Below are 23,884 nucleotides of genomic sequence, written 5' to 3'. Positions count from 1 at the left end.
ATGTTGCAGATCAAGCCTTGGTGTCGTCCACTTCCGAAAACTCGGCGTCGACAACGCCATCGTCCTTGGGCGCCTCGGCCCCGGGCGAGGCCGCGCCGGCCTGTTCCTTTTCGTAGATCGCCTGGCCCAGCTTCATCGCCTTTTCGGTCAGCGCCTGGGTCTTGGCATTCATATCGTCGACATTGCCGCTTTCGATCGCGGTCCTGGCCTCGGCCAGCGCCGCCTCGATCTCGGCCTTGAGGCCCGCGTCCACCTTGTCGCCATGCTCTTCAAGCTGCCGCTCGGTGGCATGTACCAGGCTTTCGGCATTGTTCTTGGCCTCGGCAGCCTCGCGGCGCTTCTTGTCCTCGGCCGCGAACTTTTCGGCATCGCGAACCATCTGGTCGATATCGGCATCCGACAGGCCGCCCGAGGCCTGGATGCGGATCTGCTGTTCCTTGCCGGTGCCCTTGTCCTTGGCCGAAACGTTGACGATGCCGTTGGCGTCGATATCGAACGTCACTTCGATCTGCGGCACGCCGCGCCGCGCGGGCGGAATGCCGACCAGATCGAACTGGCCGAGCAGCTTGTTGTCCTGCGCCATTTCGCGCTCGCCCTGGAACACCCGGATCGTCACGGCCTGCTGGTTGTCTTCCGCGGTGGAATAGACCTGGCTCTTCTTGGTGGGGATCGTGGTGTTGCGGTCGATCATCTTGGTCATGATGCCGCCCAGCGTTTCGATGCCCAGCGAAAGCGGCGTCACGTCGAGCAGCAGCACGTCCTTGACATCGCCCTGCAGGACGCCGGCCTGGATCGCAGCCCCCATGGCCACGACTTCGTCAGGGTTCACGCCGGTGTGCGGATCCTTGCCGAAAAAGTCCTTCACCACTTCGCGCACGCGGGGCATGCGGGTCATGCCGCCCACGAGCACCACGTCGTCAACGTCCTTGGCCGAAAGGCCGGCGTCGGCCAGCGCCTTGCGGCAGGGCTCGAGCGTGCGGTCGATCAGCTTGGCCACCAGGCGTTCCAGATCGGCGCGGCTGATCGTTTCCACCAGATGCAACGGCGTGGTGCTGCCGCCTTCCATGCGGGCGGTGATGAACGGAAGGTTGATTTCGGTGGTCTGGGCCGAGGACAACTCGATCTTGGCCTTTTCCGCCGCTTCCTTGAGGCGCTGGAGCGCAAGCTTGTCGCCGCGCAGATCCAGGCCTTCCTTGCTTTTGAACTTGTCCGCCAGATATTCGACCAGCGCCGTATCGAAATCTTCGCCGCCCAGGAACGTATCGCCATTGGTCGACTTCACTTCGAAAACGCCATCGCCGATTTCGAGGATGGAGATGTCGAAGGTACCACCGCCGAGATCGTAGACGGCAATGGTCTTGCCGTCCTGCTTGTCGAGGCCATAGGCCAGCGCTGCCGCGGTCGGCTCGTTGATGATGCGCAGCACTTCAAGGCCGGCGATCTGCCCGGCATCCTTGGTCGCCTGGCGTTGCGCGTCGTTGAAATAGGCCGGCACGGTGATGACCGCCTGAGTCACGGTCTCGCCGAGATAGCTTTCGGCGGTTTCCTTCATCTTCTGCAAGGTGAAGGCCGAGATCTGCGAAGGGCTGTAGTCCTGCCCGCCTGCGCTTACCCAGGCGTCGCCGTTCTTGCCCTTGGTGATCGTGTAGGGCACCAGTTGGGTGTCCTTCTGGGTCAGCGGATCGTCGAAACGACGGCCGATCAGACGCTTGACCGCAAAGATCGTATTGTCGGGATTGGTCACGGCCTGGCGCTTGGCGGGCTGACCGATCAGCCGCTCGCCATCCTTGGTAAAGGCCACGATCGAAGGCGTCGTGCGGGCGCCTTCCGAATTTTCGATGACCTTGGGCGTGCCGCCGTCCATCACGGCGACGCAGCTGTTGGTCGTGCCAAGATCGATACCGATAACTTTAGCCATGTTTCCCCATATCCTTCGCGTGTTGACACCGCTAAACCGGGCGTCCCCCATGTGGGCAGGCACCACCTTGGCGGCTCGTTACGGGCGGGATATAGGTGCGCTTGCGCTTGGCACAAGCCCCGCGCATGCTATGGCTCCGCCAGATTTTCTCGCCGCTTTGAATAAGGATGGCCTCGTATGCGCGCACCCGTTCCAGCCGGATCGACCATGTTCGCCATTGCCTTGTTTTCGGCAGTGGCAGGGTGCGGCAAACCTGCCCCCGACGGCGGCCCGAGCGCGACGGCAAGCCTTGACGCCACCCCTGAAAACGCGCCGGGGACGACGTTGACCGACGCCGTGGTGCAACTGCCCGCCGTGGCCGGCAATCCGGGCGCGGCCTATTTCACCGTGGCCCAGGGCAGCGGCCCGATGCGCCACCTGGTTGCGGTGCATGTAGATGGCGCAGAGCGCGCCGAAATGCATCAGAACACGATGAAGGACGGCATGATGCAGATGACACCGTTGATGCAGGTGCCGCTGGAATCGGGCAGGAGCGTGGAATTCAAGCCTGGCGGCAATCATGTCATGCTGTTCGACCTGGCACCGACGCTGAAAGCCGGCGGGGTGGCGGAATTGACCATCACGCTCGACAATGGCGACAAGGCTACCGTCAAGGCCAAAGTCGTGGCACCGGGTGCCAGTGCTGTCGATAGCGCCCCGGCAACTGAGCATCATGGCGAGCATCACGGCGAGCATGAGATGGAGGGGATGTAGCGCCCGGTCGCGGTAGCGACGACCGGATCATGAGAACCGCCCGCCCTCTATCCGTTGGCGAAGTGGAACTGGCCCGCAGCATCTATGGCGACGCGATCGCCTGGCCGCGGGTGACGCTGCGGCGCCGGCGCTGGTGGCCGTTGCAGCCGGCAAATGTGGTCATGGCCCCGATGGGGCACATTCATTTCCATCCCCGCGCCGATTGCTGGTCCGACGATTTCTCGCAAGCCGGCCTGTCGTTGCAGGGGCTGTTTATTCACGAGCTGTGCCACGTGTGGCAATGGCAGCATGGCGTTTTCCTGCCACTGCGCCGCCATCCGTTCTGCCGCTATGGCTATGTGCTGGCGCCCGGCAGGCCCTTTGCCCGCTATGGCCTGGAACAGCAGGCCGAGATTGTCCGTCACGCGTTCCTGTTGCAGCGGGGTGCGCACCTGCCCGACAAGCCGCCGCTGGCAGCCTATCGGGCCGTGCTGCCGTTCGATCAGCAGGCGCGGTAACGGCGCCCGTCGGCATCGCGGCGCCAGCAGTCCTTGTCGACCTGCGAACCGGCCACTGCGCCAACCGCCCCGCCGATGACGGCCCCGGTGCCGACATTGCCGCCGGAAATGCCTGCCACCGCAGCGCCGACGCCGGCCCCGGCCAGGCCTCCCTCGCCCGCATAGTTGCGCGCGCAGCCGCCGAGGGAAAGCGCCGCCAGAACCATCGACGCAGGAATCAGAAGCTTCCTGTTCATCAGAGATTCTCCATCTGCCTCCCGTCGTCACGAACGGTTTACGATGGAGCGCCCAGGTTGGTTCCAGGCGATGACGGAACCCGAAGCCGCGGTCGGAGTTTCAGTCGGGCTTCTTGGCGACGACCACCATCGCGGGGCGTAGCAGCCGGTCCTTGATGGTGTAGCCGGCCTGCAGCTCCTGAATTACCGTGCCGGGCTCGTGCTCGGCCGAGGGCACTTCCATCATCGCCTGATGGTGATGCGGATCGAGCGGCAATCCCCTGGCGGCGATGCGCGCGATACCGTGGTTGCCGAAGACCTTCTCGATCTCGCGGCCGGTGGCTTCTAGGCCGGTGACCAGGCTCTTGAATTTCTCGTCGTCGCGCAGGTCGGCCGGAATGGTTTCGAGCGCGCGGGCGAGATTATCGGCCACCGACAGGATATCGCGGGCAAAAGCGGTGGCGGCATAGGCGCGCGCATCGGCGATATCCTTCTCAAGACGCCGCCGCACGTTCTGCGTTTCCGCCTTGGCATAGAGCACATCCTGGCGGGCCGCTTCCAGCGAATCGCGCAGCGCGGCAAGTTCGCTTGCCGGATCGTCGGCCGGGGCTGCGCCGGATTCCTTCAAATCCTCGGGCACGCCAGCCAGTTCGGCTTCCATTTCAGGGTCATGGGGGCGCGTCTCGTTATCCGTCATTTGCGTGAAAATCCGTCTTGTGCGATGAGCTTGCCCAGTGACTGGGCGGTGAAATCCACCATGGGGACGACGCGCGCATAATTCAACCGCGTTGGCCCTATCACGCCGACCACGCCGACCACGCGCCCTTCCCCGTCACGCCAGGGCGAAGCGATGACCGACGAGCCCGACAGCGAGAACAGGCGGTTTTCGCTGCCGATGAAAATACGCGTGGCCTGCGCCTCGCGCGCGGCGTCGAGCACGCCGGCGATCGCTTCGGCGCTTTCCAGTTCGTCAAGCAGCAGACGCACGCGCTCGATGTCGCCAAGCGCGGTTTCGTCCAGCAGGTTGGCCTGTCCGCGCACGACCAGCACCGGCCGCTGCGCCGCGTCCATCGTCCATACAACGAGGCCGCGCTGCACGAGATCGGCACTCGCCGCATCGAGCGCGCTGCGCCCGCCGGCGATTTCGCCGCGAATGACGGCAACGGCTTCGCTCAGGGTGCGGCCGGCAAGCCGCGCGGTGAGATAGTTGGACGCCTGTTCCAGCACGAACGCAGGCGTCGGCGCGGGCAGATCGATCAGCCGGTTCTCGATCCCGCCGTCTTCCGCCACCAGCACGGCCAGTGCGCGCGCGGGCGCCAGCGGCACGAACGACAGTTGCACCAGCCGCGGCTCGCGGCGGGGCACCATGATCACGCCGGCCCCGGCCGATAGCTCCGACAGCGCCGTCGTCGCCGCGGCCAGCGCCGCCTCGATCGTGCCGCCGGTGGCAAGGCCGCGCTCGATCTGCGCGCGTTCGGCCTGCGTGGGTTCGGCCACCTGCATGATGCCGTCTACGAACAGGCGCAGGCCCATTTCGGTGGGCATGCGGCCCGCGCTGGTATGAGGTGCGGCCAGCAGCCCGGCGTCCTGCAACTCCTGCAGGACCGAACGGATCGAAGCCGGCGACAGGTTGACCCCGCCGGTACCCGCAAGAGTCTTCGACCCGACTGGCTGGCCCGAGGCGATATAGCCTTCCACCACGAGGCGGAAAATGTCGCGGGCGCGGTTGGACAGTTCGGTGAGGGTGGGGCCGTTCATACCATGCCCATATGTAGGCCCCCTGGCGGCAGGCTCAAGGGATTTGCTTGCGGCTGGGCGCGCAATCGGCCAAGGCGGCGGGCGCATTCAACAGCCCAGATCAAGGAACCGTTCACCATGCGCCCTTCCGGCCGCTCCCCCGATCAGATGCGGGCCATCGCGATCGAAACCCATTTCACCAAGCACGCCGAAGGCTCGGTGCTGATCGGGTTCGGTGACACCAAGGTACTGGTGACGGCATCTGTTGAGGAACGTGTACCGCCGTTCCTGCGCGGCAAGGGCGAGGGCTGGGTGACGGCGGAATATTCGATGCTGCCCCGCGCCACCCACACCCGCGGGAGCCGCGAGGCGGCGAAAGGCAGGCAATCGGGCCGCACTCAGGAAATCCAGCGGCTGATCGGCCGCTCGTTGCGCGCGGTCACCGACCTCAAGAAACTGGGCGAGCGGCAGATCACGCTGGATTGCGACGTGATCCAGGCCGATGGCGGCACACGCACCGCGGCGATTTCCGGCGCATGGGTGGCGCTGCGCCTGGCCGTTCAGAAGCTGCTCGATGCCGGGGCACTGCACGACGATCCGCTGACCCGCAAAGTGGCGGCGATTTCCTGCGGCATCGTCAAGGGCACGCCGGTGCTCGATCTCGATTACGTGGAAGACAGTTCGGCCGATGCCGATGCCAATTTCGTGCTGATCGAAGGGGGCCACATCGCCGAAGTCCAGGCGACGGCCGAAGGCGCGACCTATGACGAGGAAAGCCTGCTGCGCCTGCTCCGTCTGGCGCGTCTGGGCTGCGCGGACATATTCGCGGCACAGGAACAGGCCGTTGCCCGGTGATACGCAGGCTGCGCCCAAGCAAGCTGGTCATCGCCACGCACAACCGGGGCAAGCTGGCCGAAATGCAGGCCCTGCTGTCACCCTATGGCATGACATGCATATCGGCCGGCGAGCTGGGCCTGCCCGAGCCGGATGAAGACGGCACGACTTTTGCCGAGAACGCGCTGCTCAAGGCGCATGCCGCCGCGCGCGCCGCCAACCTGCCTGCGCTATCGGACGATTCCGGGCTGAGCGTTGCCGCGCTGGGTGGCGCGCCGGGGGTCTACACAGCCGATTGGGCGCAGGCCGGCCCGCGCGAGGGCGGCCCGGGGCGCGACTGGTATCTGGCCATGGGCAAAGTGGAAGGCAAGCTCGCCCAGCTCGGCCCCGATACGCCGCGCGACGCCTGGTTCACGTCGATGCTGGCGCTGGCCTGGCCCGATGGCGAGGCGCAGACCTACGAGGGACGGATCGACGGCACTTTGACCTGGCCACCGCGCGGCACGGCAGGTTTCGGCTATGACCCGGTGTTCGTGCCGAACGGCGAAACGCGCACTTTCGCGGAACTCGACCCGGCCGAAAAGAACGCCATGAGCCACCGCGCGCGAGCTTTTGCCAAGCTGGTCGCCGCGCAGTTTACGGCGTAGTCTGCGGCGATGCCGCCGCTCGCGCTCTATATCCACTGGCCGTTCTGCCTGGCCAAATGCCCCTATTGCGATTTCAACAGCCACGTTCGCGCGCAGCATGACATGGTCGCGTGGGAAGCGGCACTGCTGGCCGACATGGCGCACGAAGCGGCGCTGCTGCCCGGGCGCGCGCTAACCTCCATCTTCTTCGGCGGCGGTACGCCCTCGTTGATGCCGCCGGCGCTGGTGGCGCGGCTGATCGCGGCAGCGGGGCGGCACTGGCATCTAGCCGACACGATCGAGATAACACTCGAGGCAAATCCGTCTTCCGTCGAGGCCGCCAATTTCGCGGCCTTGGCCGATGCGGGCATCAACCGTGTCTCGCTCGGGCTTCAGGCGCTGGATGACGAGACGCTGCACTTTCTCGGCCGGCTGCACGACAGCGCCGAGGGGCTGGCCGCACTGGCCATCGCCCAGCGCCATTTCGCGCGGGTGACATTCGACCTTATCTATGCACGGCCCGGCCAGACGCCGGACACCTGGCGAGCCGAACTGGCCCGCGCCCTGGCGCTCGGAACCGGGCATCTTTCGCTTTACCAGCTGACGATCGAGCCGGGCACCCGCTTTGCCACGCTGGTGCGCGAAGGGCGGTTTACCCCGCTCGACAACGATGCCGCCGCCGATCTCTTTGCTCTGACGCGCGAGATGACAGGCACTGCCGGCCTGCCCGCCTATGAAATCAGCAACCACGCCCGCCCTGGCGAGGAAAGCCGCCACAACCTGACGTACTGGCGCTATGGCGACTATGCGGGGATCGGACCGGGCGCCCACGGGCGACGGCTGGAAACGGCCACGGTGCGGCACAAGAAACCGGAGAACTATCTGCGTGCCGTGGCCGAACAGGGGCATGGCCTGGTGGAACAACGCCGGCTTGGCCGCGCCGAACAGGCCAGCGAAGCACTGCTGATGGGCCTGCGCCTGAACGAAGGCGTGGACGTGACAGCCCTGGCGGCGCGGTTCGGCCTTGGCGAAGCGGGGTTGATCGATCCCGCCAAGCGCGCCTTTTACCATCGCGCCGGCCTGCTGCGCGAGGATGGCCCGCGCCTGATCGTGACGGAGGCAGGCATGCTCCTGCTCGATGCACTGCTGGGCGAGCTTGTACCGGCGACGCTGGTGGCCTGAACGCGATGGACCGGGCCGACCTGCTGATTGCCTGGCACGATCACCTGGCACTGAGCCTGCGTCGATCGCCCCATACCGTGCGCGCCTATCACCGGACGGCGCGGCGCCTGCTCGATGCTTTGCCGCCAGGGCAGGATTGGGCAAGCCTTGCCCGGCTGGACTTGCCGCGCCTGCGCCAGCATCTGGCCGACCGGCGTGCCGAGGGGCTGGTCAACACCTCGGCCGCGCGCGAACTTTCGGCGCTCAAGGCCTTTCTGGCCTTTGCCCGCAAGCAGGCCGGTCTACCCGAGGCTGCCGCGCTAAGCCTGCGCGGACCGCGGGTCAAGAAAGGGCTGCCGCGCCCCGTTTCGGCGGATGACGCCATGGCGCTGGCAGAAACCGTTTCCGATGCGGCCGCGCCGTGGATCGCCGCGCGTGATCGAGCGGTGCTTCTGCTGCTTTACGGCGCGGGGCTGCGCATCGCCGAGGCGCTGGCCCTGCCGGCCGGCGTGCTGCCGCTGGGCGAGCGGCTGACGATCACCGGCAAGGGCGGGCGGCAGCGCGTGATCGTGCTGTTGCCCGCCGTGCGCGAGGCGGTTGCCGATTATGCCGCGCGCGTGCCCTGGCCGCTCCCGCGCGAAGAACCGCTGTTCCGGGGCGCCCGGGGCGGCCCGCTTTCGCCGGGCATGGTTCAGCGCGCCATGGCCAGCGCCCGCATTGCCATGGGTCTGCCGGCCACGGCCACGCCCCACGCGCTGCGCCACAGCTTTGCCACTCACCTGCTTGGCGCGGGGGCAGACCTGCGCAGTCTGCAGGAACTGCTGGGCCACGCCAGCCTGTCGTCGACGCAGATCTACACGCGGGTAGACGCGGCAACGCTGCTTGACGCCTATCGCCGGGCGCATCCGCGGGAACGGGAAAAGTGAACGCCCGGACCTGCCGGCCCGTCATTTCGCCCGGGGCAGGCGCAGCGTGGTGAGCAGTCCGCCCAGGTCTTCGCTTTCGCCCAGGCTGACAGCCCCGCCGTATATCTCCGCTACGTCGCGCACAATGGCAAGGCCCAGGCCCGTGCCCGGCTTGCCGGTATCGAGCCGGGCACCGCGATCGAAAATGCGCTCGCGCGCGGCCTCGGGAATGCCCATGCCATCGTCTTCGACCCAGATGTCGCAGAAGCGAGCGTCGCCGGGCAAAGCGTCGATCGTGATGAACACCGATCCCCCCCCGTATTTCGCCGCGTTTTCGATCAGGTTGCCCAGTATCTCGTCCAGATCCTGGCGCTCGATCGCCACGCTGGCCTCGCGGTTGCCGTCGAGATCGAAGCGAACCTCGGGGTAAAGCCGGGTAACGGCGCGCACCACGGCATCGGTGCTTTCCCACACCATGGCGCGGGAAAGGCCCGTGGCCCGACGGCCCACGGCGCGGGCGCGGGCAAGATGGTGATCGACCTGGCGGCGCATCACGGTCGCTTCGCGGATCACCGTGTCCGAAAGATCGGACGCGTGGGCCGTGGCGGCATTCATCACCACCGTAAGCGGGGTTTTCAGGGCATGGGCCAGGTTGCCCGCATGGGTCCGCGCTTCTTCCGCCTGTTTTTCGGAATGAGCGAGCAGCAGATTGATTTCTTCGACCAGTGGCTGGACTTCCAGGGGCAGCGGTTCGTTGACGCGGGCCGCGCCGCCTTCGCGCATGGCGGCAATCGCGCGGCGCACGCGACGCAAGGGGCCAAGCCCGTAATAAGTCTGCAGACCCGCCATGATGAACAGGCCCATGCCCAGCGCCAGGAACGACCATACCAGAATGGAGCGGATGCGGCTGATCTGGGCGTCAAGCTCGCCCCGGCTGGCGGCGACGGAAAACTGCCACAGGGTATTGCTGCCCGGCAGGATCACCGAGCGTTCGATCATGCGCAGTCGCTCATTATCGCCGAACTGCGTGGAATCATAGGCATGCGGCGTGGTATCGACGTGATCGCCCCTAAGCTTGAGCGTTCTGTCCCACAACGAGCGCGACGGAAAATCCTCGTGACCCTGGCCCGATATCTGCCAGTAGAGACCACTGTTGGGTTCGAGAAACCGCTGGTCCCCCAAGGGGCGATTGAAGAAGATTTCCCCGTCAGGGCCGATTTCGGCCGAAGCCACCATGGCGGTGAGCATATAACCCAGCTGATCGTCAAAATTGCGGGTGACCAGGCCGGTCAGCGTGCGGTCAAGCGCGATACCCCCGCCCAGCAGCAGCACGGTGACCCAGGCGAAGGCGATCAGCAGCATGCGCCGCGAAAGCGAGCCGGTATGCTGTCGCCCGCCCGCCGTGGCAGCGGCGGCTTCGGCGCGGTGGCGCCCGAAGCCCAGCCGCAGCAGGAGGCGGGCCAGTCTTTTCACCCCCCTACCCGCGAACGGCGGCCGGATCGTCGAGACTGTAGCCAAGGCCCCGGATCGTGGTGATCACATCGGCGCCCAATTTCTTGCGTATCCGCGTGACGAACACTTCGATCGTGTTGGAATCGCGGTCGAAATCCTGATCGTAGATATGTTCGATCAGTTCGGTGCGGCTGACCACCTTGCCCTTGTGATGCAAAAGGTAGGAGAGAAGCTTGTATTCCTGCGCCGTGAGCTTGACCGGCTCGCCCTTGAGCGTCACTCGCCCCGAGCGGGTATCGAGGCGCACATCGCCCGCGATCAGTTCGGATGATGAATTGCCCGAAGCGCGGCGGATCAAAGCGCGCAGCCGGGCGATCAGCTCTTCGGTCTGGAACGGCTTGGCAAGGTAATCGTCGGCACCGGCATCGAGACCGGCAACCTTGTCCGACCAGCTATCGCGCGCGGTCAGGACCAGCACGGGAAACTTGCGGCCTTCCTTGCGCCACATGCCGAGCACGGTCAGCCCGTCTATCTCGGGCAGGCCAAGATCGAGGATTACCGCATCATAGTCCTCCGTCGAGCCCATGAAATGGCCATCTTCGCCATCGGTGGACAGATCCACGGCATAGCCGTTCTGTTCCAGCGTGGATTTTAGCTGCCGCCCCAGCGTGGGTTCGTCCTCGACGATCAGGATACGCATGGCAATTGGCCCCTTCTCATACGGCCCGCACCCCGGGCGGCGCGCATTCTCCGTTAGTGGTGGCTAGATGGCGGCAGGAACATGAACGGTCAAGAAACGGTTCCCGATCCACCGGCTTTCCGCGCCTTTCAGTCTGATTCGCCCAGAACCTGGCCGGTGCGTCCATCGACATCGACGAAGACCACGCGTCCTTCGCGAATGAACTTGAGGCGATAGGCGCGCGCCTGCGGTACGTATTCCGGTCCGAGATACTGGGCGCCGCGCATCGTGGGCAGCACCCGCGCCTCGATCTCGCGCAGCGAGCGAACGTGGCCCGCCGCCAGATCATGACGGGCCCGATCCTGTTCGTTACGAATCTGCGCGGTCACCGGCTGAGCCACGGCAACGATGGTCAACAGGCCGGCAACGGCGAGGAGCTTGCGACGAAACATCATGTCATCTTGCCTGTAACAATCGCATTGAACAAGTTGTGAATAGCACCGTTCCATCATGTTCAGGTGGACCTGGCGAACAGTGGCGGCTAAGCGCGCGGCATGGCAGCACCGATCCTGAGCTGGGAGGGGCTGGGCCTGCACCAGGGCACCGGCTGGCTTTTCCAAAATCTTGATATCCAGATCACGCCGCGTGACCGGCTTGCCCTGATCGGCCGCAACGGCGCGGGCAAAAGCACCCTGCTGAAATTGATCGCCGGCACGATCGAGGCCGACAAGGGCAAGCGTTCGGTGCAGCCCGGCGCGCGGGTCGTCACGCTGGAACAGGACCCGTTCTTCACCGGCTTTGCCACGTTGCGCGATTTCGCGCTGCACGGGGCCGATGCCCCGGCGCCTTATGCGGTGGAAGCGATCGCCGATCAGCTGGGCATCGACCTTGGGCGGGGGGCGGAAAACGCTTCTGGCGGAGAAAGGCGCCGTGCCGCGCTTGCCCGTGCCCTGGCGCAGGACCCCGACGTGCTGCTGCTGGACGAGCCGACCAATCATCTCGATCTCGCCGCCATCGAATGGCTGGAAGACTGGCTTTCGCGCTTCAATGGCGCTTTCGTGGTGATCAGCCACGATCGTACGTTCCTGACGCGGCTGACCCGGGCCACGCTATGGCTCGACAGAGGCAGCCTGCGCCGCAAGGACGTGGGCTTTGGCGGCTATGATGCCTGGATGGAACAGGTCCATGCCGAGGAAGCGCGCGCGGCAGACAAGCTGGACGCCAAGCTCAAGATCGAGGAACACTGGCTGCAACGCGGGGTGACCGCCCGGCGCAAGCGCAATATGGGCCGGCTGGAAAAGCTGCACGAAATGCGCGCGCAGCGTGCCGCGATGACCGGGCCGCAGGGCGCCGCGAAACTGGCCATCGCCAGCGACGACAGCAAGACCAAGTCGGTGATCGTGGCCGAACACGTCACCAAGCGCTTTGGCGAGCGCACGATCGTGCGCGACTTTTCGCTGCGAATCCAGCGCGGCGACCGAATCGGCCTGGTCGGCGCCAATGGAGCGGGCAAGACGACCTTGCTGAAAATGCTGACCGGCGAACTGGCACCCGACGAAGGCACGGTGACCCTGGCCAAGACGCTGAGCGGCGTGACGATCGACCAGCAACGCAGCCTGATGGCGCCCGACAAGCGCGTGCGCGACGTGTTGGCCGAAGGCGGCGACTGGATCGACGTGCGGGGGACGCGCAAGCACATCCAGGGCTATCTCAAGGATTTCCTGTTCGATCCGGGCCTAGTCGAAGCGCGGGTGGGCACGCTTTCGGGCGGCGAACGTTCGCGCCTGTTGCTGGCGCGCGAATTCGCCCGCCTGTCCAACCTGCTCGTGCTGGACGAGCCGACCAACGATCTCGACCTGGAAACGCTGGACTTGCTGCAGGAAGTGATCGCCGATTACGACGGTACGGTATTGATCGTCAGCCACGACCGCGATTTCCTGGACCGCACTGTCAATATCACCCTCGGCATGGACGGTTCCGGCAAAGTCGATATCGTCGTGGGCGGCTATGCCGACTGGGAAGCCCAGCGCAAGGCACGGCTGGCGGCCCAGCCCAGGGTAGGACCCGGCAAGCCGGCCGAAACCGCCCCGCCCGCACCCCCGCCGCCGCCGCGCAAGGCCAAGCTGAGCTACAAGGACCAGCGCGATTACGAACTGCTGCCCCGGCGGATCGAGGACCTGGACGCGGCGATCGCCCGCGACGAGGCCGCGCTGGCCGATCCGACGCTTTACAATCGCGATCCCGGCCGCTTTGCCGCGCTGACCGAGGCCGTGACCAAGGCCCGGGCCGAAAAGGAAGCAGCCGAAGAACGCTGGCTGGAACTGGCCGAGCAGATCGAAGGAGTCTGAAACCGCGGGCGAGGTGCCGGGCGCCCGTGGCCGGGTCCCGGCACCATCGCTTTCACGCGCTGCGCAGGCGTTCGGCGATGCGCTCGTCGATCCGCGCTTCAAGCAGGGAAAGCGGCATTGCACCTTCCTGCAGAACGGCGTGGAACCAAGGCAGGCTGAACTTGTCACCCAGCGCGGCCTGCGCTTTCTTGCGGTTGGCAAGCCAGGCCGTATGCCCGATCTTGTAGCTGCAGGCCTGGCCGATCATCGTGCAGTAACGCTCGATCTCGCGCTGGCTGCGCGCCGGGGTGAAGCCGGTCTTTTCCACCATGTAGGCCGTCGCTTTTTCGCGGCTCCAGCGATAGTGGTGAATGCCGGTGTCCACCACCAGGCGAACCGCGCGGAACAGGAACGACTGGAGATAGCCGGCCCGTTCGATCCCCTGATAGCCGCCAAGTTCGTCGGCCAGTTGCTCGGCATAAAGCGCCCATCCTTCGCCATAGGACGAGATGTAGAAATCGCGCAGGATCCAGGGCAGCTCTCCCCCGCCCTGGGCATAGCCACCCTGCAGATGATGGCCGGGAACGCCTTCATGATAGGTAAGCGCAGGCAGCGAGTATTTCGGCCAGTCGTTTACCGACTTGAGATTGATCCAGTAGATCGCCGGGCGCGACTTGTCGAGCGGGGCGGAATTGTAATAGCCGTTGGGCGCGCCGTCCTGGATCTCCGTCGGCACAGCGCGGATTATCAGTGGATCATTGGGGACATCCGCGAATGCACCGGGCAGCTTCTGCCGCATCGCCTCTATGCCGGCGTTAAGGCCGGCGAGCAGATCGGCCCGCCCTTGCGCGGTATCGGGATAGAGCTGTTCGGCCGCGCGGTTGAGCGCGGAAAGGCGCTGCCCGACAGTGCCGGTCGAATGCCCGGCCGCCTTGAGCACGTCGTCAAGCTGGGCCGAAATCTGTGCCACTTGTTCAAGGCCCATCTTGTGGACCTGTTCCGGGGTCAGCGAAGTGGTGGTGGCTGCCGCGAGCGCCGCTGCGTAAAGTTCATCGCCGCGCTTGAAACGCCACACGCCGTCGCCGGCAGGGGATTTTGCCCGCAGACGGCGATGCAGCGCGATCTGGCGATCGAGCGCGGGATAGACCTTGTCTTTCACAATCACAGTGGCGCGCGCCTGCCAATCGCCGGCCAGCCCTTTTTCGCGGGTGCGGCGCACCAGAGATGCGACCAGGCCGCTTTCACCCGGCGCCGGCGCGCGCAGCTTGCCCATCTGGCTCACCGCCAGGTCGATCGACCAGGCCGGCAGGATACGGCCCGCTGCCGCCTGGCGTGCGACGTCAGCCGTTTCGTCCTCAAGCACCATCGCCAAAGCGGCCAGGCGATCAAGATAGGCTTCGGCATCCTCAGCGGTTACGATCGGATGCTGATTGTCGAGGAAATCGGGCACCGCGAAATAGGCGCCGCGTTGCTGATCGACCGTATACGGGAGCTGCGGGTCGTCGACATCGAACGGGGCACCGGTGAGTTCGTCGGCCAGGCGATACAAGACGATCGCACGGTTGCGTTTGTTGACCGGGTTCAGGCCAGCCGGATCGATCGCCGTCACGGCCGCATGGGCATCGCGATAAAAGGCCACGCTGGCCTCGCGTCCGCCTTTCCCGGCCCCATCGAGGCGATGGCGCAGCATGGCGCGAGTACCGGTATCGAGGCCCAGGTTCGTCGCCCGTTGCGGCTCGATCAGCAGGCTGGACCAGAAAATGCGGTCGATCAACGCGGTAAAAGCCGCATCGCCGGCGCCTTGCGCAAAAGCGAGCCCAGGCATGCCAGCCAGACAGGTTCCCGCCATCGCCCCGCCAGCCAGCGAAAGGAAAGCGCGTCGTTCCAAACCATGCATCGTCAAAAGGAACCTCCCAGGTGTTTATCGTTCCGATTGAGACCAGGTGCCATGGCTGGCCACTGGCCACAACAAAAATGCGGCGACGGCCAAGCCGGAACGCGATCTTAATGCAGGCGCGGCTAAGGCCTTGGCGTGGCGTGCAAGGACGCTTGCTCTGCCACGCAACTTACGCGTAAGAAAGAAAAAACATCTCGTGGCTATAGCTGTGGGCCTGCTCCCGATGATCAACCGCATTCGCGAAATCCGCAGGCAAAAGGGGCTCACGCTGGCCGATGTTGCCGCGCGTTGCAGCCCGCCTACCACGGCGCAGACCATCGGGCGGCTGGAAACGGGCACACGCTCGCTGTCGCTCAAATGGATGAACCGGATCGGCGCGGCGCTGGGCATCGATCCCGAACTGCTGGTGCGCGCGGGCGATGACAGCCAAGCACACGTGGTGGCGCGCCTGACGCCGGCGGGGACGGAGCCCGTGCAGGCGGCCCTGCCAGCGCAATTGCCCGATGCGCTGCTCGGCCACGAAGGCCTTCTGGCCCTGGCCGTGGAAGCGAGCGCGGGCGATTGGCGCGCCGGCGATCAGATATGGCTGCGCCGGCTGGATGCGACAGACATTGCCCGCGGCCTCAACCGCGATGTCCTTTCGCCCAGACCGGGCGGCCGGTTTGCCTTTGGCCGGATGATCGACCACCGCGACGGACGGGTCGCGCTGCTGCCGCCCGGCCCCGGGCAACGCCAGCTAGTGATCGATCGCCCGGCATGGATCGCCGTGGCCGAAGTGCTGGTTCGCCCGCTCTAAGCGCAATGTCCGCGCCTTGGATATTCCGATCTGCCTGTTGGGCAAGGTCCACATGCTTGCTCTCGCACTTGCAGCATTTTCGCGCTAGCATCTGGCCATGACTTTGCGCCTGTTGAGCCTTTCCACGCTTTATCCCGCCTCGACAAGGCCGGGATTCGGGCGCTTCGTCGCGCGGCAGATGGAAGCACTGGCTGCACGGCCGGATTGGGACGTGACGGTGATCAATCCGATCGGATTGCCGCCGCTACCCGGCGCGCTGCTGCCGCAGGTCTATCGCCCGTTACGTTCGGTAACGCCGATGGAGCGGCGCAGCGGCGTGCCGGTGCATCATCCGCGTTTCACCCTGCTGCCGGGGCTTTCGGGCCGTTTCAACCCGGCGCTGATCGTGCGGTCCGTGCTGCCTCTGGCCCGGCGGCTTCATGCCGAACAGCCGTTCGACATGGTCGATGCGCAGTTCTTTTATCCCGACGGCCCGGCAGCGGCGCGGATCGCGCGGGCACTGCGCCTGCCCTTCGCGATCAAGGCACGGGGATCGGACATCTATCATTGGGGCCGGCAGCCTGCCGCGCTGCGCCAGATCAAGCGCGCCGCACGGGCCGCCTCGGCGCTGCTAAGCGTGTCGCAGGCCCTGGCCGACGACATGGCCGACATGGGCCTGCCGGCGGATAACATTATCGTCCACTATACCGGGCTCGATCGCGGCCGGTTCCATCCGCGCCCCCGCGCGGCGGCGCGGGCCATTCTTGCGGAGCGGTTTCACCTGCCGGCCGAGGGCCCGCTGGTGGCCTGCGTGGGCGCGCTGATCGGCATCAAGGGACAGGCTCTTGCCATCAAGGCCCTGGCCGAACCGGGGATGGAAGGCATTGCCCTGGCGCTGGCCGGCACCGGACCCGACGAAGCGGCGCTCCGCCGGCTGACCCGCCAGCTCGACGTGGCCCACCGCGTCTATTTCCTGGGCGGGCTGGGGCACGATTTCATGCCGGTGCTGATGGCCGGCGCCAGCGCGATGGTCCTGCCATCCGAACGAGAGGGTCTGGCCAACGTGTGGATCGAGGCGCTGGCCTGCGGCACGCCGCTGGTCATTCCCGATGTGGGCGGCGCGCGCGAAGTGGTGACGGCGCCCGCCGCAGGGCGCATCGCCGCGCGCGAACCGGCGGCGATTGCCCGCGCGCTGGCCGCCTTGATCGTGCAGCCCAGCGCGCCCGAAGCGGTTGCCGCCTGCGCCGCACGGTTCAGCTGGGATGCCAACGCGGCGGCACTGGCGAAGATCTACGGCGAAGTGGTGGCGCAGGGCTGACGCCCGCCAAGCTTGGCCGACCGGAGGGCTCGTGCCGGATCACGCCCCCTCGCGGGCAAGGCGCTCCTGCTTTTCGAGCGCGGTTTCGGTGGGAACGAAGCTGCGCGGGTTGACCTTGAGCCAGATCAGGATCGGCGCGGCCATATAGATCGAGCTGTACGTGCCGACGAAAATGCCTAGCGTGATCGCGGCGGTAAAGCCGAAGATCACTTCCGGCCCGAACACCAGCAGCGCAACCAGCGTTATCAGCATCGAAAGCGATGTCACGATCGTGCGCGCCAGCGTTTCGTTGACCGACAGATCGAGCAATTCGGGCAAAGGCATCTTGCGGTATTTCTTGAGATTCTCACGTATGCGATCGTAAACCACGATCGTATCGTTCAAGGAATAGCCGATCAGCGTGAGCAGCGCCGCCACGATGTTGAGATCGAATTCCATTTGGGTCAGCGCGAACAGGCCGAGCGTGAGCGTCACGTCGTGCACCAGGCTGAACAGCGCGCCCACGCCGAACTGCCATTCGAAGCGCAGCCAGATATAGGCCGCCACCGCCAGCGCGGCGAGACCCAGCGCCTTGAACGCATCCCAGCCCAGCTCTTTGGAAACCTTGCCCGAAACCGAATCCACCCCGTCGATGCGCGCATCGGCATGGCGGCTCTTGATATCGGTGGTGATCGTGCGGGCCATCTTGTCCGATTGCGCGGGATCATGCTCCGCGTCTTCGGGCAGTTTCATGCGGATCGAAATCTCGTTGGGCTTGCCGTAACGCTGGATGATCGGTTCGCCGTAACCCAGCCGAGCCACTTCGCCGCGCAGATCGGCAACGGGCGCTTCGGCGCTGCGCTCGAACGTGACGCGGATCATCTGCCCGCCGACGAAATCGACGCCCAGGTTCAGGCCCTTGGTGAAAACGAGCCCGAGCGAGGCGGCCATCAGCAGCAGGCTGCCGAGATAGAACGGCACCCGCCACTTCAGGAAGTGGATGTTGGTGTGATCGGGAACGAGCTTTAGAAGTTTCATGATCTGCGCTTCCCAATCACAGGTTGAGATCGGCCGGGCGGGTGCGGCGCAGCCATTGCGCCACCCACATCCGGGTCAGCCACATCGAGGTGTAGACCGAAGTAGCGATACCGATCATCAGGACCACGGCAAAGCCTTTCACCGGGCCGGAACCGAAGCTGGCCATCAGCACCGCGGCGATCACGTTGGTGACGTTGGCATCGAAAATTGCCCGGCTGGCTTCCTTGTAGCCGGTCTCGATCGCGGCGACGACGCGGCGCCCGCGATGGCGCTCCTCGCGGATGCGTTCGTTGATCAGCACATTGGCATCGACCGCCGCGCCGATGGTCAGGACGAAACCGGCAATGCCAGGCAGCGTCAGCGTGGCGCCGATCGCGGCCATCACGCCCAGGATCATCAGCATGTTCATGACCAAGGCGACGCAGGCATAGACCCCGAAACGGCCATAAGTGGCGACGATGAACGCGATCAGGGCCAGCGTGCCGACGATCATCGCGATCACGCCCTTGCGGATGGAATCGGCGCCGAGGTCCGGCCCGACGGTGCGTTCTTCCACCACCTTGAGATCGACCGGCAGCGCGCCGGAACGCAGGGAAATTGCCAGCGCCGATGCCTCATCGGTGGTGAAGCGGCCTGCAATCTGTGCGCTGCCGCCCAGGATCGGCTCGTTGATGTTCGGCGCCGACAGCACTTTGCCATCCAGGATGATGGCGAAAGGCTTGCCCACGTTCTGCGTCGTCAGCTTGGCGAACTTGGCCCCGCCCTCGGTGTTGAACGTGATGTTCACGACCGGCTCGTTGGTTTCGGGATTGTTGCCGGCCTGCGCATTGGTCAGTTCATCGCCGCGAATGCCGCCCAGGCGGCGGACCGCGATCGGCGCGCCCATCTGCGGATCGGCGTAAGGCACGATCTGGCTGCCCACCGGGGCAATGCCGCGGGCCACGTCGGACGCCAGGGCGCTTTGATCGACCAGCTTGAATTCCAGCTTGGCGGTCTGGCCCAGCAGGCTTTTGAGCTGCTGCGGGTCTTGCAGGCCGGGCACCTGCACCACGATACGCTGCGCTCCCTGGCGCAGGATCGTGGGTTCGCGGGTGCCAAGACCGTCGATACGCTTGCGCACCACTTCCACGGCCGTGTCCATCGCCTGGCTGACCGCCTGGTCGATCCCTTCCTGCGTAGGGGTAAGCACGAAGCGGTTGCCATCGACGACCTGGATGTTCCAGTCGCGCTGGCCGGTCAGCCCGGCGCCCGAGGTCAACGGCAGGATGGCCTCCCGCACCGCATCGACCTTGGCCACGTCGTCGACCAGGAACGTCAGGCTGCCGTTGCTGTTGCTGATATCGCTGATGCGGATCGTCGCATCGGCCTGCTTGAGCTTGTTGCGCACGGACTCATCCATGCCTTCAAGCCGCTGCTGGCGCACTTGCGCAGGGTCCGCTTCAAGCAGGATGTGGCTGCCCCCGGCCAGATCGAGCCCCAGGTTGATCCGGGGCGACGGCAGGGCGGCGGGCCAGGCAAGGCCGGCGACCGAGAACAGCGACGGGACCGACGCCAGCGCGACCAGAATGGTCACCCCCCACAGCATCAGCACTTTCCAGCGCGGGAAATCGAGCATGAGCGGACTTTCGGAAAATCAGACGGGGGGATCGGTCAGTCGTTGGCCGGCGAGCCACCGGGCGGCACCACTTCACCCAACGTCGAACGCACGGCCTTGACGCGCACGTTGGGCGCCAGCTCGAGATCGACATAATGATCATCGAGCCGCACGATCTTGCCCAGGAGACCGCCCGCGGTGATCACCTGATCGCCCTTCTGCAGCGCGGCCAGGCGCTGCTGGTGCTCCTTCTGGCGCTTCATCTGCGGGCGCAGGATCAGAAAATAGAAAATCACGCCCATCGCCACCAGCGGCAGGAACTGGAGGTAGGCAGGCGGCGAAGCCGCATTGGCGGCGGCGGCGGAAAGAAGGCTGAGCATGACAGGACCGTTCGTGGTATCGAAGACAAGGGTTTGCAACCCCCGGGGCGGCACGCTCTGCCGCACCGGCCACCGATTGTTGCAATTGCGGGGGCTGCTAGCAGTTTGGCAAAGCCAAGGCAATCAAGCCCGGTTATTGCGGCAAGCGAGCGCCGATCCGCAAGCCGGCCGGGCTTTTGCACAATTGCCCGCCTTTGCAGAAAAGTTGCCGCGCAAGGGGGTTGCCATCCCCCGGCGATCCGCCTAGAGGCGCCCCACCGGTCGGGACGTAGCGCAGCCTGGTAGCGCATCACACTGGGGGTGTGGGGGTCGGAGGTTCGAATCCTCTCGTCCCGACCAATCATGACAGCTTTGACAAGTATTCAGCAGGCGGAAGAAGCTGCCTGTCGCTCCCGAGTTGCTAGCCTCGAATGGCTGGCCCCGAATGGCTGGCGTAGGTTTACCGTGTGTATGCACCCAATTGGCTACTCCTCGAAGCCAGCCTGTGCTGCATCGGGTCGGTTCAAAATACCCACTTCGTGCGCAGGATTGCGACTATTGCGTCGCGCCTGTCGCGGTCTCCGCCTGGATGGCGGACCCATTGCACATCCGGTTGCAAACTGAGCCAGCGAGTAATCCGGTCGGTAAAGGTTATCTCGACCGCAGTCTCATTTCCAGGCCGGATTCCCGCATCTCGCATTTGATTGCCAAAGTGATCGCTGATGCACGCGTGATGTATGCCCAAAGAAAATTGGCTCTCGGGGCGCGAAATTATGATCGGCCCAACCGCCAGGCCTGCCTGGAAGCCGCCATGATAGGGTGTGGTATGCGGATCGGATAGACCGGCCCTAAGAAATCCGGTGACTTGGCGGCTGGCGCTATCTTCAAGAAAATCGCGATCGATTACAATATAGGCTCCCTGGGACGGCTTGCGCAGCGGATTTCCGTCGAAGCTCGTTTCGTAGATGTCCTGCGGATTACGAGTATAACGCCAAAACCCCAGCGCTCCGCGCAGTTTTTCCCCCTCTCGTCCGACCTCTGCAATCATCAACAGGCCGTCACGAAAGCTGAAATCGACACCCTCATTATCGCCCAACGTACTGGCCCGGGCATTGATCAACCCTAGTCGAGCATAATTACCTTCCCCAAATGGAATGTAAAGACGAGCGGCAAGCGCACTTGAAGGGAATATTGATGGCCCGTTGGGTCCTGTCGCGGCGAGTTCGGATCCAATGCCAAAAGGCGGAGCGATCAGAAGGCTGGCAGAGTCGTTTGCATAGAACTCGCTATTGACATCATATAGGCCTAAGCGCAGCGATGTGCCCTTAGAACCAAGAGAATGTTCAAACCACGCTTGAAATAAGCGAAGACCAGGGTTGGTTACTTCTATATTATTTATGCCCTGAAGCGTGGCTGCCGCATCGTTTGGCCTTCCACCGCGATTGTCCAGAATATGAAAATATAACCTCGACCCTTTGAAATCTATCAATTTCGCAAGATCCAAATCAGCAGTGACGTTCACGTTGGTCAGTGCTCTGATCTTACGATCACCGGAGCCTGACATTGATTTGACGAAATCGACTGTAACATCACCAGCCACTTCGATTGGTTCCGACTGATCGGACCCTTCTTGCGCATGAGCATAAGGCGCTACGAACAGCAGCGCAGACATGGCAAAAATCGGTCCTATCAAGAATATCATGCTGCGCGCGTCGAATATGGAATTGGCATACGCTCGGCATGAATGACACGAAAGCGCGAGAGGTGTTGCAAAATTTCATCGATCGATGAAATGACAGAGCTACTTGCGTTGCTCACTTGTTCGGCCACAGCGCTGTTGCTTTGTGTGATATGCTCGATCTGTTTGGATGTCGCGTCGATCGAGCGCAACGAGATATCTTGCTCGCTTGCGCCTGCTTCGACGATCTCCATGACGCGAACAATTTCCGTCATTTGCTCGGTGATTGCACGAAGACTGGACCCTGCATCGCGCACCAGCTGAACGCCATCGCCAATTTCCGTTGATGCATTGGTGATCAGATGCCTGATTTCGTGTGCCGCATCTGCGCTTCGCTGCGCCAGTGCACGAACTTCATTGGCAACGACTGCAAAGCCCTTACCCGCATCACCGGCGCGCGCCGCTTCGACGCCGGCATTCAGCGCAAGGAGATTGGTCTGGAACGTGATGCCATCGATAACACTGACGATACTGCCAATTTCCTGGGCGGCCGTTTCAATACGGTCCATGGCCGCTTCGGCATCCTGGATGACGTGGCCGCCGCGATGAACCTCTTGCCCTACCTGATCCACTGCAATGCGCGCGGTCGAGGCTGCCTGGGTTGATCCGGTGACACGCAGCGCCAGGGTGGCGATTGCTGCTGCTGTCTCTTCAAGGCTTGCTGCCTGGCTGGCATTTCGCGTGGAAAGGTCATCGGCCGCTCCGCCGATGTCCTTCGCAACGCCTTGCAGTTTTTCCGTCGAAGCCTTCATCTTTTCGATTACCGCGCCGAGCGCGAGCGACGCGGCATTGAAATCCTTGCGTAACGTCGAACGGCCCGAACAGCGGAACGTCGATGCGATAGGCCAGGTTTCCGGCAGCCAGTTCGCTAAGAGCCTCTCCGATCGACGTAATGATAACGTCTGCCTGCCGTTCGGTATCCGCACGCGCATCGCTGAGATTGTCACGCAGTTTATCTACCGCACGTGCCAGATCTCCAACCTCATCGCCCCTTTCCAGACCTGCCATCGCCACGTCCAGCTTCCCTGTCGCGATAGCCTGCACCTGCTCGGAAATGTCGATTATCGGCGCAACCACCTGACGGCGTGCGTGGCGCGCTACCAATCCCAGAACGATGAGCAGCACAATCAGGCTGGAAAGTGACACCCAGCGCGCGCTTGCGGTGACAGCAATTGCTTCCTGGGCGGTTTTGGCAGCGTTAGCCTCGACCGCGTCCGAGATTGCGGCCATCTGCTTTTCGAGTTCGTCAAACAGTTGCTGGAAGCGCTGCAATCGGGCGTCGTCTGGTATCGCATCATTTATGCCGGCGGCGGCGATTTCATGGCCAATGGCGATATAGCTGCGGAATGCCTGATCAGCCTGCTTACGCGCCATGACAACTTCAGGTGCGTCGGCAAGCGTTGTCGACCGCATGTTTTCTTCAAACTCGCGCAGGCGGCTCTGCAGATCTTCAGCCGCTTTGCGCCCGTCGATTGCAGCGCTCCTTTGCGCGGCAACGATACTCACCACCTCACCCCGGATCGCATCATGCCCCATATCGGCCTCCATATGGTGGCGCATAAGAGCTGTTGCGGCATTAAGTTTGATCATCGCCTGCTGTTGTCGCCACATTCCGCCAAGGCCCAGGCCTGTAGAAGCCAGAGCGCCCAGCCCCAGTATCAAGCAGGCGAGCGTCGCTTTGCATTTGATCGAATGAGCTGAAAACACCGGCCGCGCCGCCCTTGCAGATGGATGTGATATGGTTTCTTGATCAGAACCTTTCTGGCGATAGCGATCCATTCCAAAGAATGGCTATTAACATATCTACGTAATGCCCCGTGCGCGGGAGATTAGTGATCATTTTCACTTCTTTGTAGTATTTTAAGATTTTATCAATATTAATCAGCGCAACAAGCATTAATAGCATAATTGGCACTTGATCCCACGCTCAAGTTACAGTGAGAGTTAATATGGTGACCGGTGCGTAAACCCTGAAGTTGACGCTTTACTCGCGTTGTCCCCGAATAAGGACCAGTCCGGTTTTCGCTGTATGTCTTCCAGACAGTCGCGCGAACCAACTGGGCGACAAATGGAAATTCCGGT

23 protein-coding genes, 1 tRNA gene and 2 pseudogenes are annotated in these 23,884 nt (G+C 64.0%); 12 read left to right on the top strand and 14 right to left on the bottom strand.

The genetic code is table 11. The features are described from left to right. Window positions 1–10: 10 nt before the first annotated feature. Window positions 11–1,918, bottom strand: a complete 1,908-nt coding sequence (dnaK, locus tag AC3EDY_RS00365; protein WP_488570465.1) for a molecular chaperone DnaK — start codon at window positions 1,916–1,918, stop codon at window positions 11–13. A gap of 177 nt (window positions 1,919–2,095) precedes the next feature. Here dnaK and AC3EDY_RS00360 point away from each other — a divergent pair, with 177 nt between their 5' ends. Then, window positions 2,096–2,671: a copper chaperone PCu(A)C gene (locus tag AC3EDY_RS00360; protein WP_488570464.1), complete on the top strand. Its 576-nt coding sequence runs from the start codon at window positions 2,096–2,098 to the stop codon at window positions 2,669–2,671. A gap of 29 nt (window positions 2,672–2,700) precedes the next feature. Beyond that, window positions 2,701–3,168 carry a vgr related protein gene (locus tag AC3EDY_RS00355; RefSeq protein WP_488570463.1) on the top strand — a complete coding sequence of 156 codons (468 nt, stop codon included), beginning with the start codon at window positions 2,701–2,703 and terminating at the stop codon, window positions 3,166–3,168. Here AC3EDY_RS00355 and AC3EDY_RS00350 read toward each other — a convergent pair. The 3 genes from AC3EDY_RS00350 to hrcA form a co-directional block, all read right to left on the bottom strand. Then, entirely contained in the window at window positions 3,153–3,404 is a 252-nt protein-coding gene (locus AC3EDY_RS00350; protein WP_488570462.1) for a YMGG-like glycine zipper-containing protein, read from the bottom strand. The genes AC3EDY_RS00355 and AC3EDY_RS00350 overlap by 16 nt on opposite strands. A gap of 100 nt (window positions 3,405–3,504) precedes the next feature. After that, window positions 3,505–4,080 (bottom strand): nucleotide exchange factor GrpE, encoded by a 576-nt coding sequence (grpE, locus tag AC3EDY_RS00345; RefSeq protein WP_488570461.1) that lies wholly within the window; start codon window positions 4,078–4,080, stop codon window positions 3,505–3,507. Then, window positions 4,077–5,141, bottom strand: a complete 1,065-nt coding sequence (gene hrcA / locus AC3EDY_RS00340; protein ID WP_488570460.1) for a heat-inducible transcriptional repressor HrcA — start codon at window positions 5,139–5,141, stop codon at window positions 4,077–4,079. Before hrcA ends, grpE begins: the two co-directional genes overlap by 4 nt. Before the next feature lie 117 nt (window positions 5,142–5,258). Between hrcA and rph the strand changes: the two genes are divergently transcribed. From rph to AC3EDY_RS00320, 4 genes are read left to right on the top strand one after another with little or no spacing between them, the layout of a single operon-like run. Further along, the gene (gene rph / locus AC3EDY_RS00335) at window positions 5,259–5,975 is read left to right on the top strand and encodes a ribonuclease PH (protein WP_488570459.1); all 717 of its coding nucleotides are present in this window, start codon (window positions 5,259–5,261) and stop codon (window positions 5,973–5,975) included. Beyond that, window positions 5,975–6,601: an RdgB/HAM1 family non-canonical purine NTP pyrophosphatase gene (rdgB, locus tag AC3EDY_RS00330; protein WP_488570830.1), complete on the top strand. Its 627-nt coding sequence runs from the start codon at window positions 5,975–5,977 to the stop codon at window positions 6,599–6,601. Before rph ends, rdgB begins: the two co-directional genes overlap by 1 nt. A 9-nt stretch (window positions 6,602–6,610) precedes the next feature. After that, window positions 6,611–7,762 (top strand): radical SAM family heme chaperone HemW, encoded by a 1,152-nt coding sequence (gene hemW, locus AC3EDY_RS00325; RefSeq protein WP_488570458.1) that lies wholly within the window; start codon window positions 6,611–6,613, stop codon window positions 7,760–7,762. Between the two features lie 5 nt (window positions 7,763–7,767). Further along, a complete protein-coding gene (locus tag AC3EDY_RS00320) occupies window positions 7,768–8,667 on the top strand; it encodes a tyrosine recombinase XerC (protein ID WP_488570457.1) in 900 nt (299 codons plus the stop codon). A 21-nt stretch (window positions 8,668–8,688) separates the two neighbouring features. On the opposite strand, the gene AC3EDY_RS00315 is transcribed toward AC3EDY_RS00320, so the two are convergent. The 3 genes from AC3EDY_RS00315 to AC3EDY_RS00305 form a co-directional block, all read right to left on the bottom strand. After that, complete coding sequence (locus AC3EDY_RS00315) at window positions 8,689–10,008, bottom strand: ATP-binding protein (RefSeq protein WP_488570829.1); 1,320 nt, start codon at window positions 10,006–10,008, stop codon at window positions 8,689–8,691. A gap of 115 nt (window positions 10,009–10,123) precedes the next feature. Beyond that, window positions 10,124–10,798, bottom strand: a complete 675-nt coding sequence (locus AC3EDY_RS00310) for a response regulator transcription factor (protein WP_488570456.1) — start codon at window positions 10,796–10,798, stop codon at window positions 10,124–10,126. 128 nt (window positions 10,799–10,926) lie between these two features. Beyond that, window positions 10,927–11,232, bottom strand: a complete 306-nt coding sequence (locus tag AC3EDY_RS00305; protein ID WP_488570455.1) for a PepSY domain-containing protein — start codon at window positions 11,230–11,232, stop codon at window positions 10,927–10,929. A 99-nt stretch (window positions 11,233–11,331) separates the two neighbouring features. Between AC3EDY_RS00305 and AC3EDY_RS00300 the strand changes: the two are divergent. The 3 genes and pseudogenes from AC3EDY_RS00300 to AC3EDY_RS00290 all read left to right on the top strand — a co-directional run. Then, window positions 11,332–11,784, top strand: a pseudogene (locus AC3EDY_RS00300) (ATP-binding cassette domain-containing protein); the annotation flags it as partial. 456 nt (window positions 11,785–12,240) lie between these two features. Next, window positions 12,241–12,564, top strand: a pseudogene (locus tag AC3EDY_RS00295) (ATP-binding cassette domain-containing protein); the annotation flags it as partial. 180 nt (window positions 12,565–12,744) lie between these two features. Further along, window positions 12,745–13,125: a hypothetical protein gene (locus tag AC3EDY_RS00290; RefSeq protein ID WP_488570828.1), complete on the top strand. Its 381-nt coding sequence runs from the start codon at window positions 12,745–12,747 to the stop codon at window positions 13,123–13,125. Between the two features lie 52 nt (window positions 13,126–13,177). Here AC3EDY_RS00290 and AC3EDY_RS00285 read toward each other — a convergent pair whose 3' ends face one another. Further along, complete coding sequence (locus AC3EDY_RS00285; RefSeq protein ID WP_488570454.1) at window positions 13,178–14,992, bottom strand: DUF885 domain-containing protein; 1,815 nt, start codon at window positions 14,990–14,992, stop codon at window positions 13,178–13,180. A 232-nt stretch (window positions 14,993–15,224) separates the two neighbouring features. Here AC3EDY_RS00285 and AC3EDY_RS00280 point away from each other — a divergent pair, with 232 nt between their 5' ends. Next, window positions 15,225–15,797 (top strand): helix-turn-helix domain-containing protein, encoded by a 573-nt coding sequence (locus AC3EDY_RS00280; protein ID WP_488570827.1) that lies wholly within the window; start codon window positions 15,225–15,227, stop codon window positions 15,795–15,797. A gap of 97 nt (window positions 15,798–15,894) precedes the next feature. Then, complete coding sequence (locus AC3EDY_RS00275) at window positions 15,895–17,094, top strand: glycosyltransferase (protein ID WP_488570453.1); 1,200 nt, start codon at window positions 15,895–15,897, stop codon at window positions 17,092–17,094. A gap of 39 nt (window positions 17,095–17,133) precedes the next feature. On the opposite strand, the gene secF is transcribed toward AC3EDY_RS00275, so the two are convergent. Genes secF through yajC form a run of 3 tightly spaced genes read right to left on the bottom strand, consistent with a single transcriptional unit; the run spans window position 17,134 to window position 20,085 of the window. Then, the gene (secF, locus tag AC3EDY_RS00270; RefSeq protein ID WP_488570452.1) at window positions 17,134–18,111 is read right to left on the bottom strand and encodes a protein translocase subunit SecF; all 978 of its coding nucleotides are present in this window, start codon (window positions 18,109–18,111) and stop codon (window positions 17,134–17,136) included. A gap of 16 nt (window positions 18,112–18,127) precedes the next feature. Further along, a complete protein-coding gene (gene secD, locus AC3EDY_RS00265) occupies window positions 18,128–19,726 on the bottom strand; it encodes a protein translocase subunit SecD (protein WP_488570451.1) in 1,599 nt (532 codons plus the stop codon). Between the two features lie 35 nt (window positions 19,727–19,761). Continuing rightward, window positions 19,762–20,085: a preprotein translocase subunit YajC gene (gene yajC, locus AC3EDY_RS00260; RefSeq protein WP_488570450.1), complete on the bottom strand. Its 324-nt coding sequence runs from the start codon at window positions 20,083–20,085 to the stop codon at window positions 19,762–19,764. A gap of 262 nt (window positions 20,086–20,347) precedes the next feature. Here yajC and AC3EDY_RS00255 point away from each other — a divergent pair. After that, window positions 20,348–20,424 (top strand) — tRNA-Pro (locus tag AC3EDY_RS00255). Window positions 20,425–20,587: 163 nt separating this feature from the next. Here the strand turns inward: AC3EDY_RS00255 and AC3EDY_RS00250 are convergent. Genes AC3EDY_RS00250 through AC3EDY_RS00240 form a run of 3 tightly spaced genes read right to left on the bottom strand, consistent with a single transcriptional unit; the run spans window position 20,588 to window position 23,581 of the window. Beyond that, window positions 20,588–21,766: a carbohydrate porin gene (locus AC3EDY_RS00250; protein WP_488570449.1), complete on the bottom strand. Its 1,179-nt coding sequence runs from the start codon at window positions 21,764–21,766 to the stop codon at window positions 20,588–20,590. Next, window positions 21,763–22,554, bottom strand: coding sequence for a methyl-accepting chemotaxis protein (locus AC3EDY_RS00245; protein ID WP_488570448.1), 792 nt, complete (start codon window positions 22,552–22,554; stop codon window positions 21,763–21,765). The genes AC3EDY_RS00250 and AC3EDY_RS00245 overlap by 4 nt, the downstream gene beginning before the upstream one ends. Continuing rightward, a complete protein-coding gene (locus AC3EDY_RS00240; RefSeq protein WP_488570447.1) occupies window positions 22,493–23,581 on the bottom strand; it encodes a HAMP domain-containing protein in 1,089 nt (362 codons plus the stop codon). Before AC3EDY_RS00240 ends, AC3EDY_RS00245 begins: the two co-directional genes overlap by 62 nt. Window positions 23,582–23,884 lie beyond the last annotated feature (303 nt).

The organism is Novosphingobium sp. DS6-6 (assembly GCF_057784975.1).
The sequence above is the reverse complement of the archived record's forward strand: the minus strand, read 5'-3'. Positions and strand labels throughout refer to the sequence as shown.

What these genes read in the sequence shown, in the direction of transcription:
- dnaK (WP_488570465.1), bottom strand. Translation starts at nt 1,918, where the DNA reads ATGGCTAAAGTTATCGGTATCGATCTTGGCACGACCAACAGCTGCGTC.
- AC3EDY_RS00280 (WP_488570827.1), top strand. Translation starts at nt 15,225, where the DNA reads ATGATCAACCGCATTCGCGAAATCCGCAGGCAAAAGGGGCTCACGCTG.
- hemW (WP_488570458.1), top strand. Translation starts at nt 6,611, where the DNA reads ATGCCGCCGCTCGCGCTCTATATCCACTGGCCGTTCTGCCTGGCCAAA.
- AC3EDY_RS00275 (WP_488570453.1), top strand. Translation starts at nt 15,895, where the DNA reads ATGACTTTGCGCCTGTTGAGCCTTTCCACGCTTTATCCCGCCTCGACA.
- hrcA (WP_488570460.1), bottom strand. Translation starts at nt 5,141, where the DNA reads ATGAACGGCCCCACCCTCACCGAACTGTCCAACCGCGCCCGCGACATT.
- AC3EDY_RS00315 (WP_488570829.1), bottom strand. Translation starts at nt 10,008, where the DNA reads ATGCTGCTGATCGCCTTCGCCTGGGTCACCGTGCTGCTGCTGGGCGGG.
- AC3EDY_RS00360 (WP_488570464.1), top strand. Translation starts at nt 2,096, where the DNA reads ATGCGCGCACCCGTTCCAGCCGGATCGACCATGTTCGCCATTGCCTTG.
- AC3EDY_RS00290 (WP_488570828.1), top strand. Translation starts at nt 12,745, where the DNA reads ATGGACGGTTCCGGCAAAGTCGATATCGTCGTGGGCGGCTATGCCGAC.
- AC3EDY_RS00240 (WP_488570447.1), bottom strand. Translation starts at nt 23,581, where the DNA reads ATGGATCGCTATCGCCAGAAAGGTTCTGATCAAGAAACCATATCACAT.
- AC3EDY_RS00245 (WP_488570448.1), bottom strand. Translation starts at nt 22,554, where the DNA reads ATGAAGGCTTCGACGGAAAAACTGCAAGGCGTTGCGAAGGACATCGGC.
- rph (WP_488570459.1), top strand. Translation starts at nt 5,259, where the DNA reads ATGCGCCCTTCCGGCCGCTCCCCCGATCAGATGCGGGCCATCGCGATC.
- AC3EDY_RS00250 (WP_488570449.1), bottom strand. Translation starts at nt 21,766, where the DNA reads ATGATATTCTTGATAGGACCGATTTTTGCCATGTCTGCGCTGCTGTTC.
- secF (WP_488570452.1), bottom strand. Translation starts at nt 18,111, where the DNA reads ATGAAACTTCTAAAGCTCGTTCCCGATCACACCAACATCCACTTCCTG.
- AC3EDY_RS00320 (WP_488570457.1), top strand. Translation starts at nt 7,768, where the DNA reads ATGGACCGGGCCGACCTGCTGATTGCCTGGCACGATCACCTGGCACTG.
- AC3EDY_RS00310 (WP_488570456.1), bottom strand. Translation starts at nt 10,798, where the DNA reads ATGCGTATCCTGATCGTCGAGGACGAACCCACGCTGGGGCGGCAGCTA.
- AC3EDY_RS00355 (WP_488570463.1), top strand. Translation starts at nt 2,701, where the DNA reads ATGAGAACCGCCCGCCCTCTATCCGTTGGCGAAGTGGAACTGGCCCGC.
- yajC (WP_488570450.1), bottom strand. Translation starts at nt 20,085, where the DNA reads ATGCTCAGCCTTCTTTCCGCCGCCGCCGCCAATGCGGCTTCGCCGCCT.
- secD (WP_488570451.1), bottom strand. Translation starts at nt 19,726, where the DNA reads ATGCTCGATTTCCCGCGCTGGAAAGTGCTGATGCTGTGGGGGGTGACC.
- AC3EDY_RS00305 (WP_488570455.1), bottom strand. Translation starts at nt 11,232, where the DNA reads ATGATGTTTCGTCGCAAGCTCCTCGCCGTTGCCGGCCTGTTGACCATC.
- grpE (WP_488570461.1), bottom strand. Translation starts at nt 4,080, where the DNA reads ATGACGGATAACGAGACGCGCCCCCATGACCCTGAAATGGAAGCCGAA.
- AC3EDY_RS00350 (WP_488570462.1), bottom strand. Translation starts at nt 3,404, where the DNA reads ATGAACAGGAAGCTTCTGATTCCTGCGTCGATGGTTCTGGCGGCGCTT.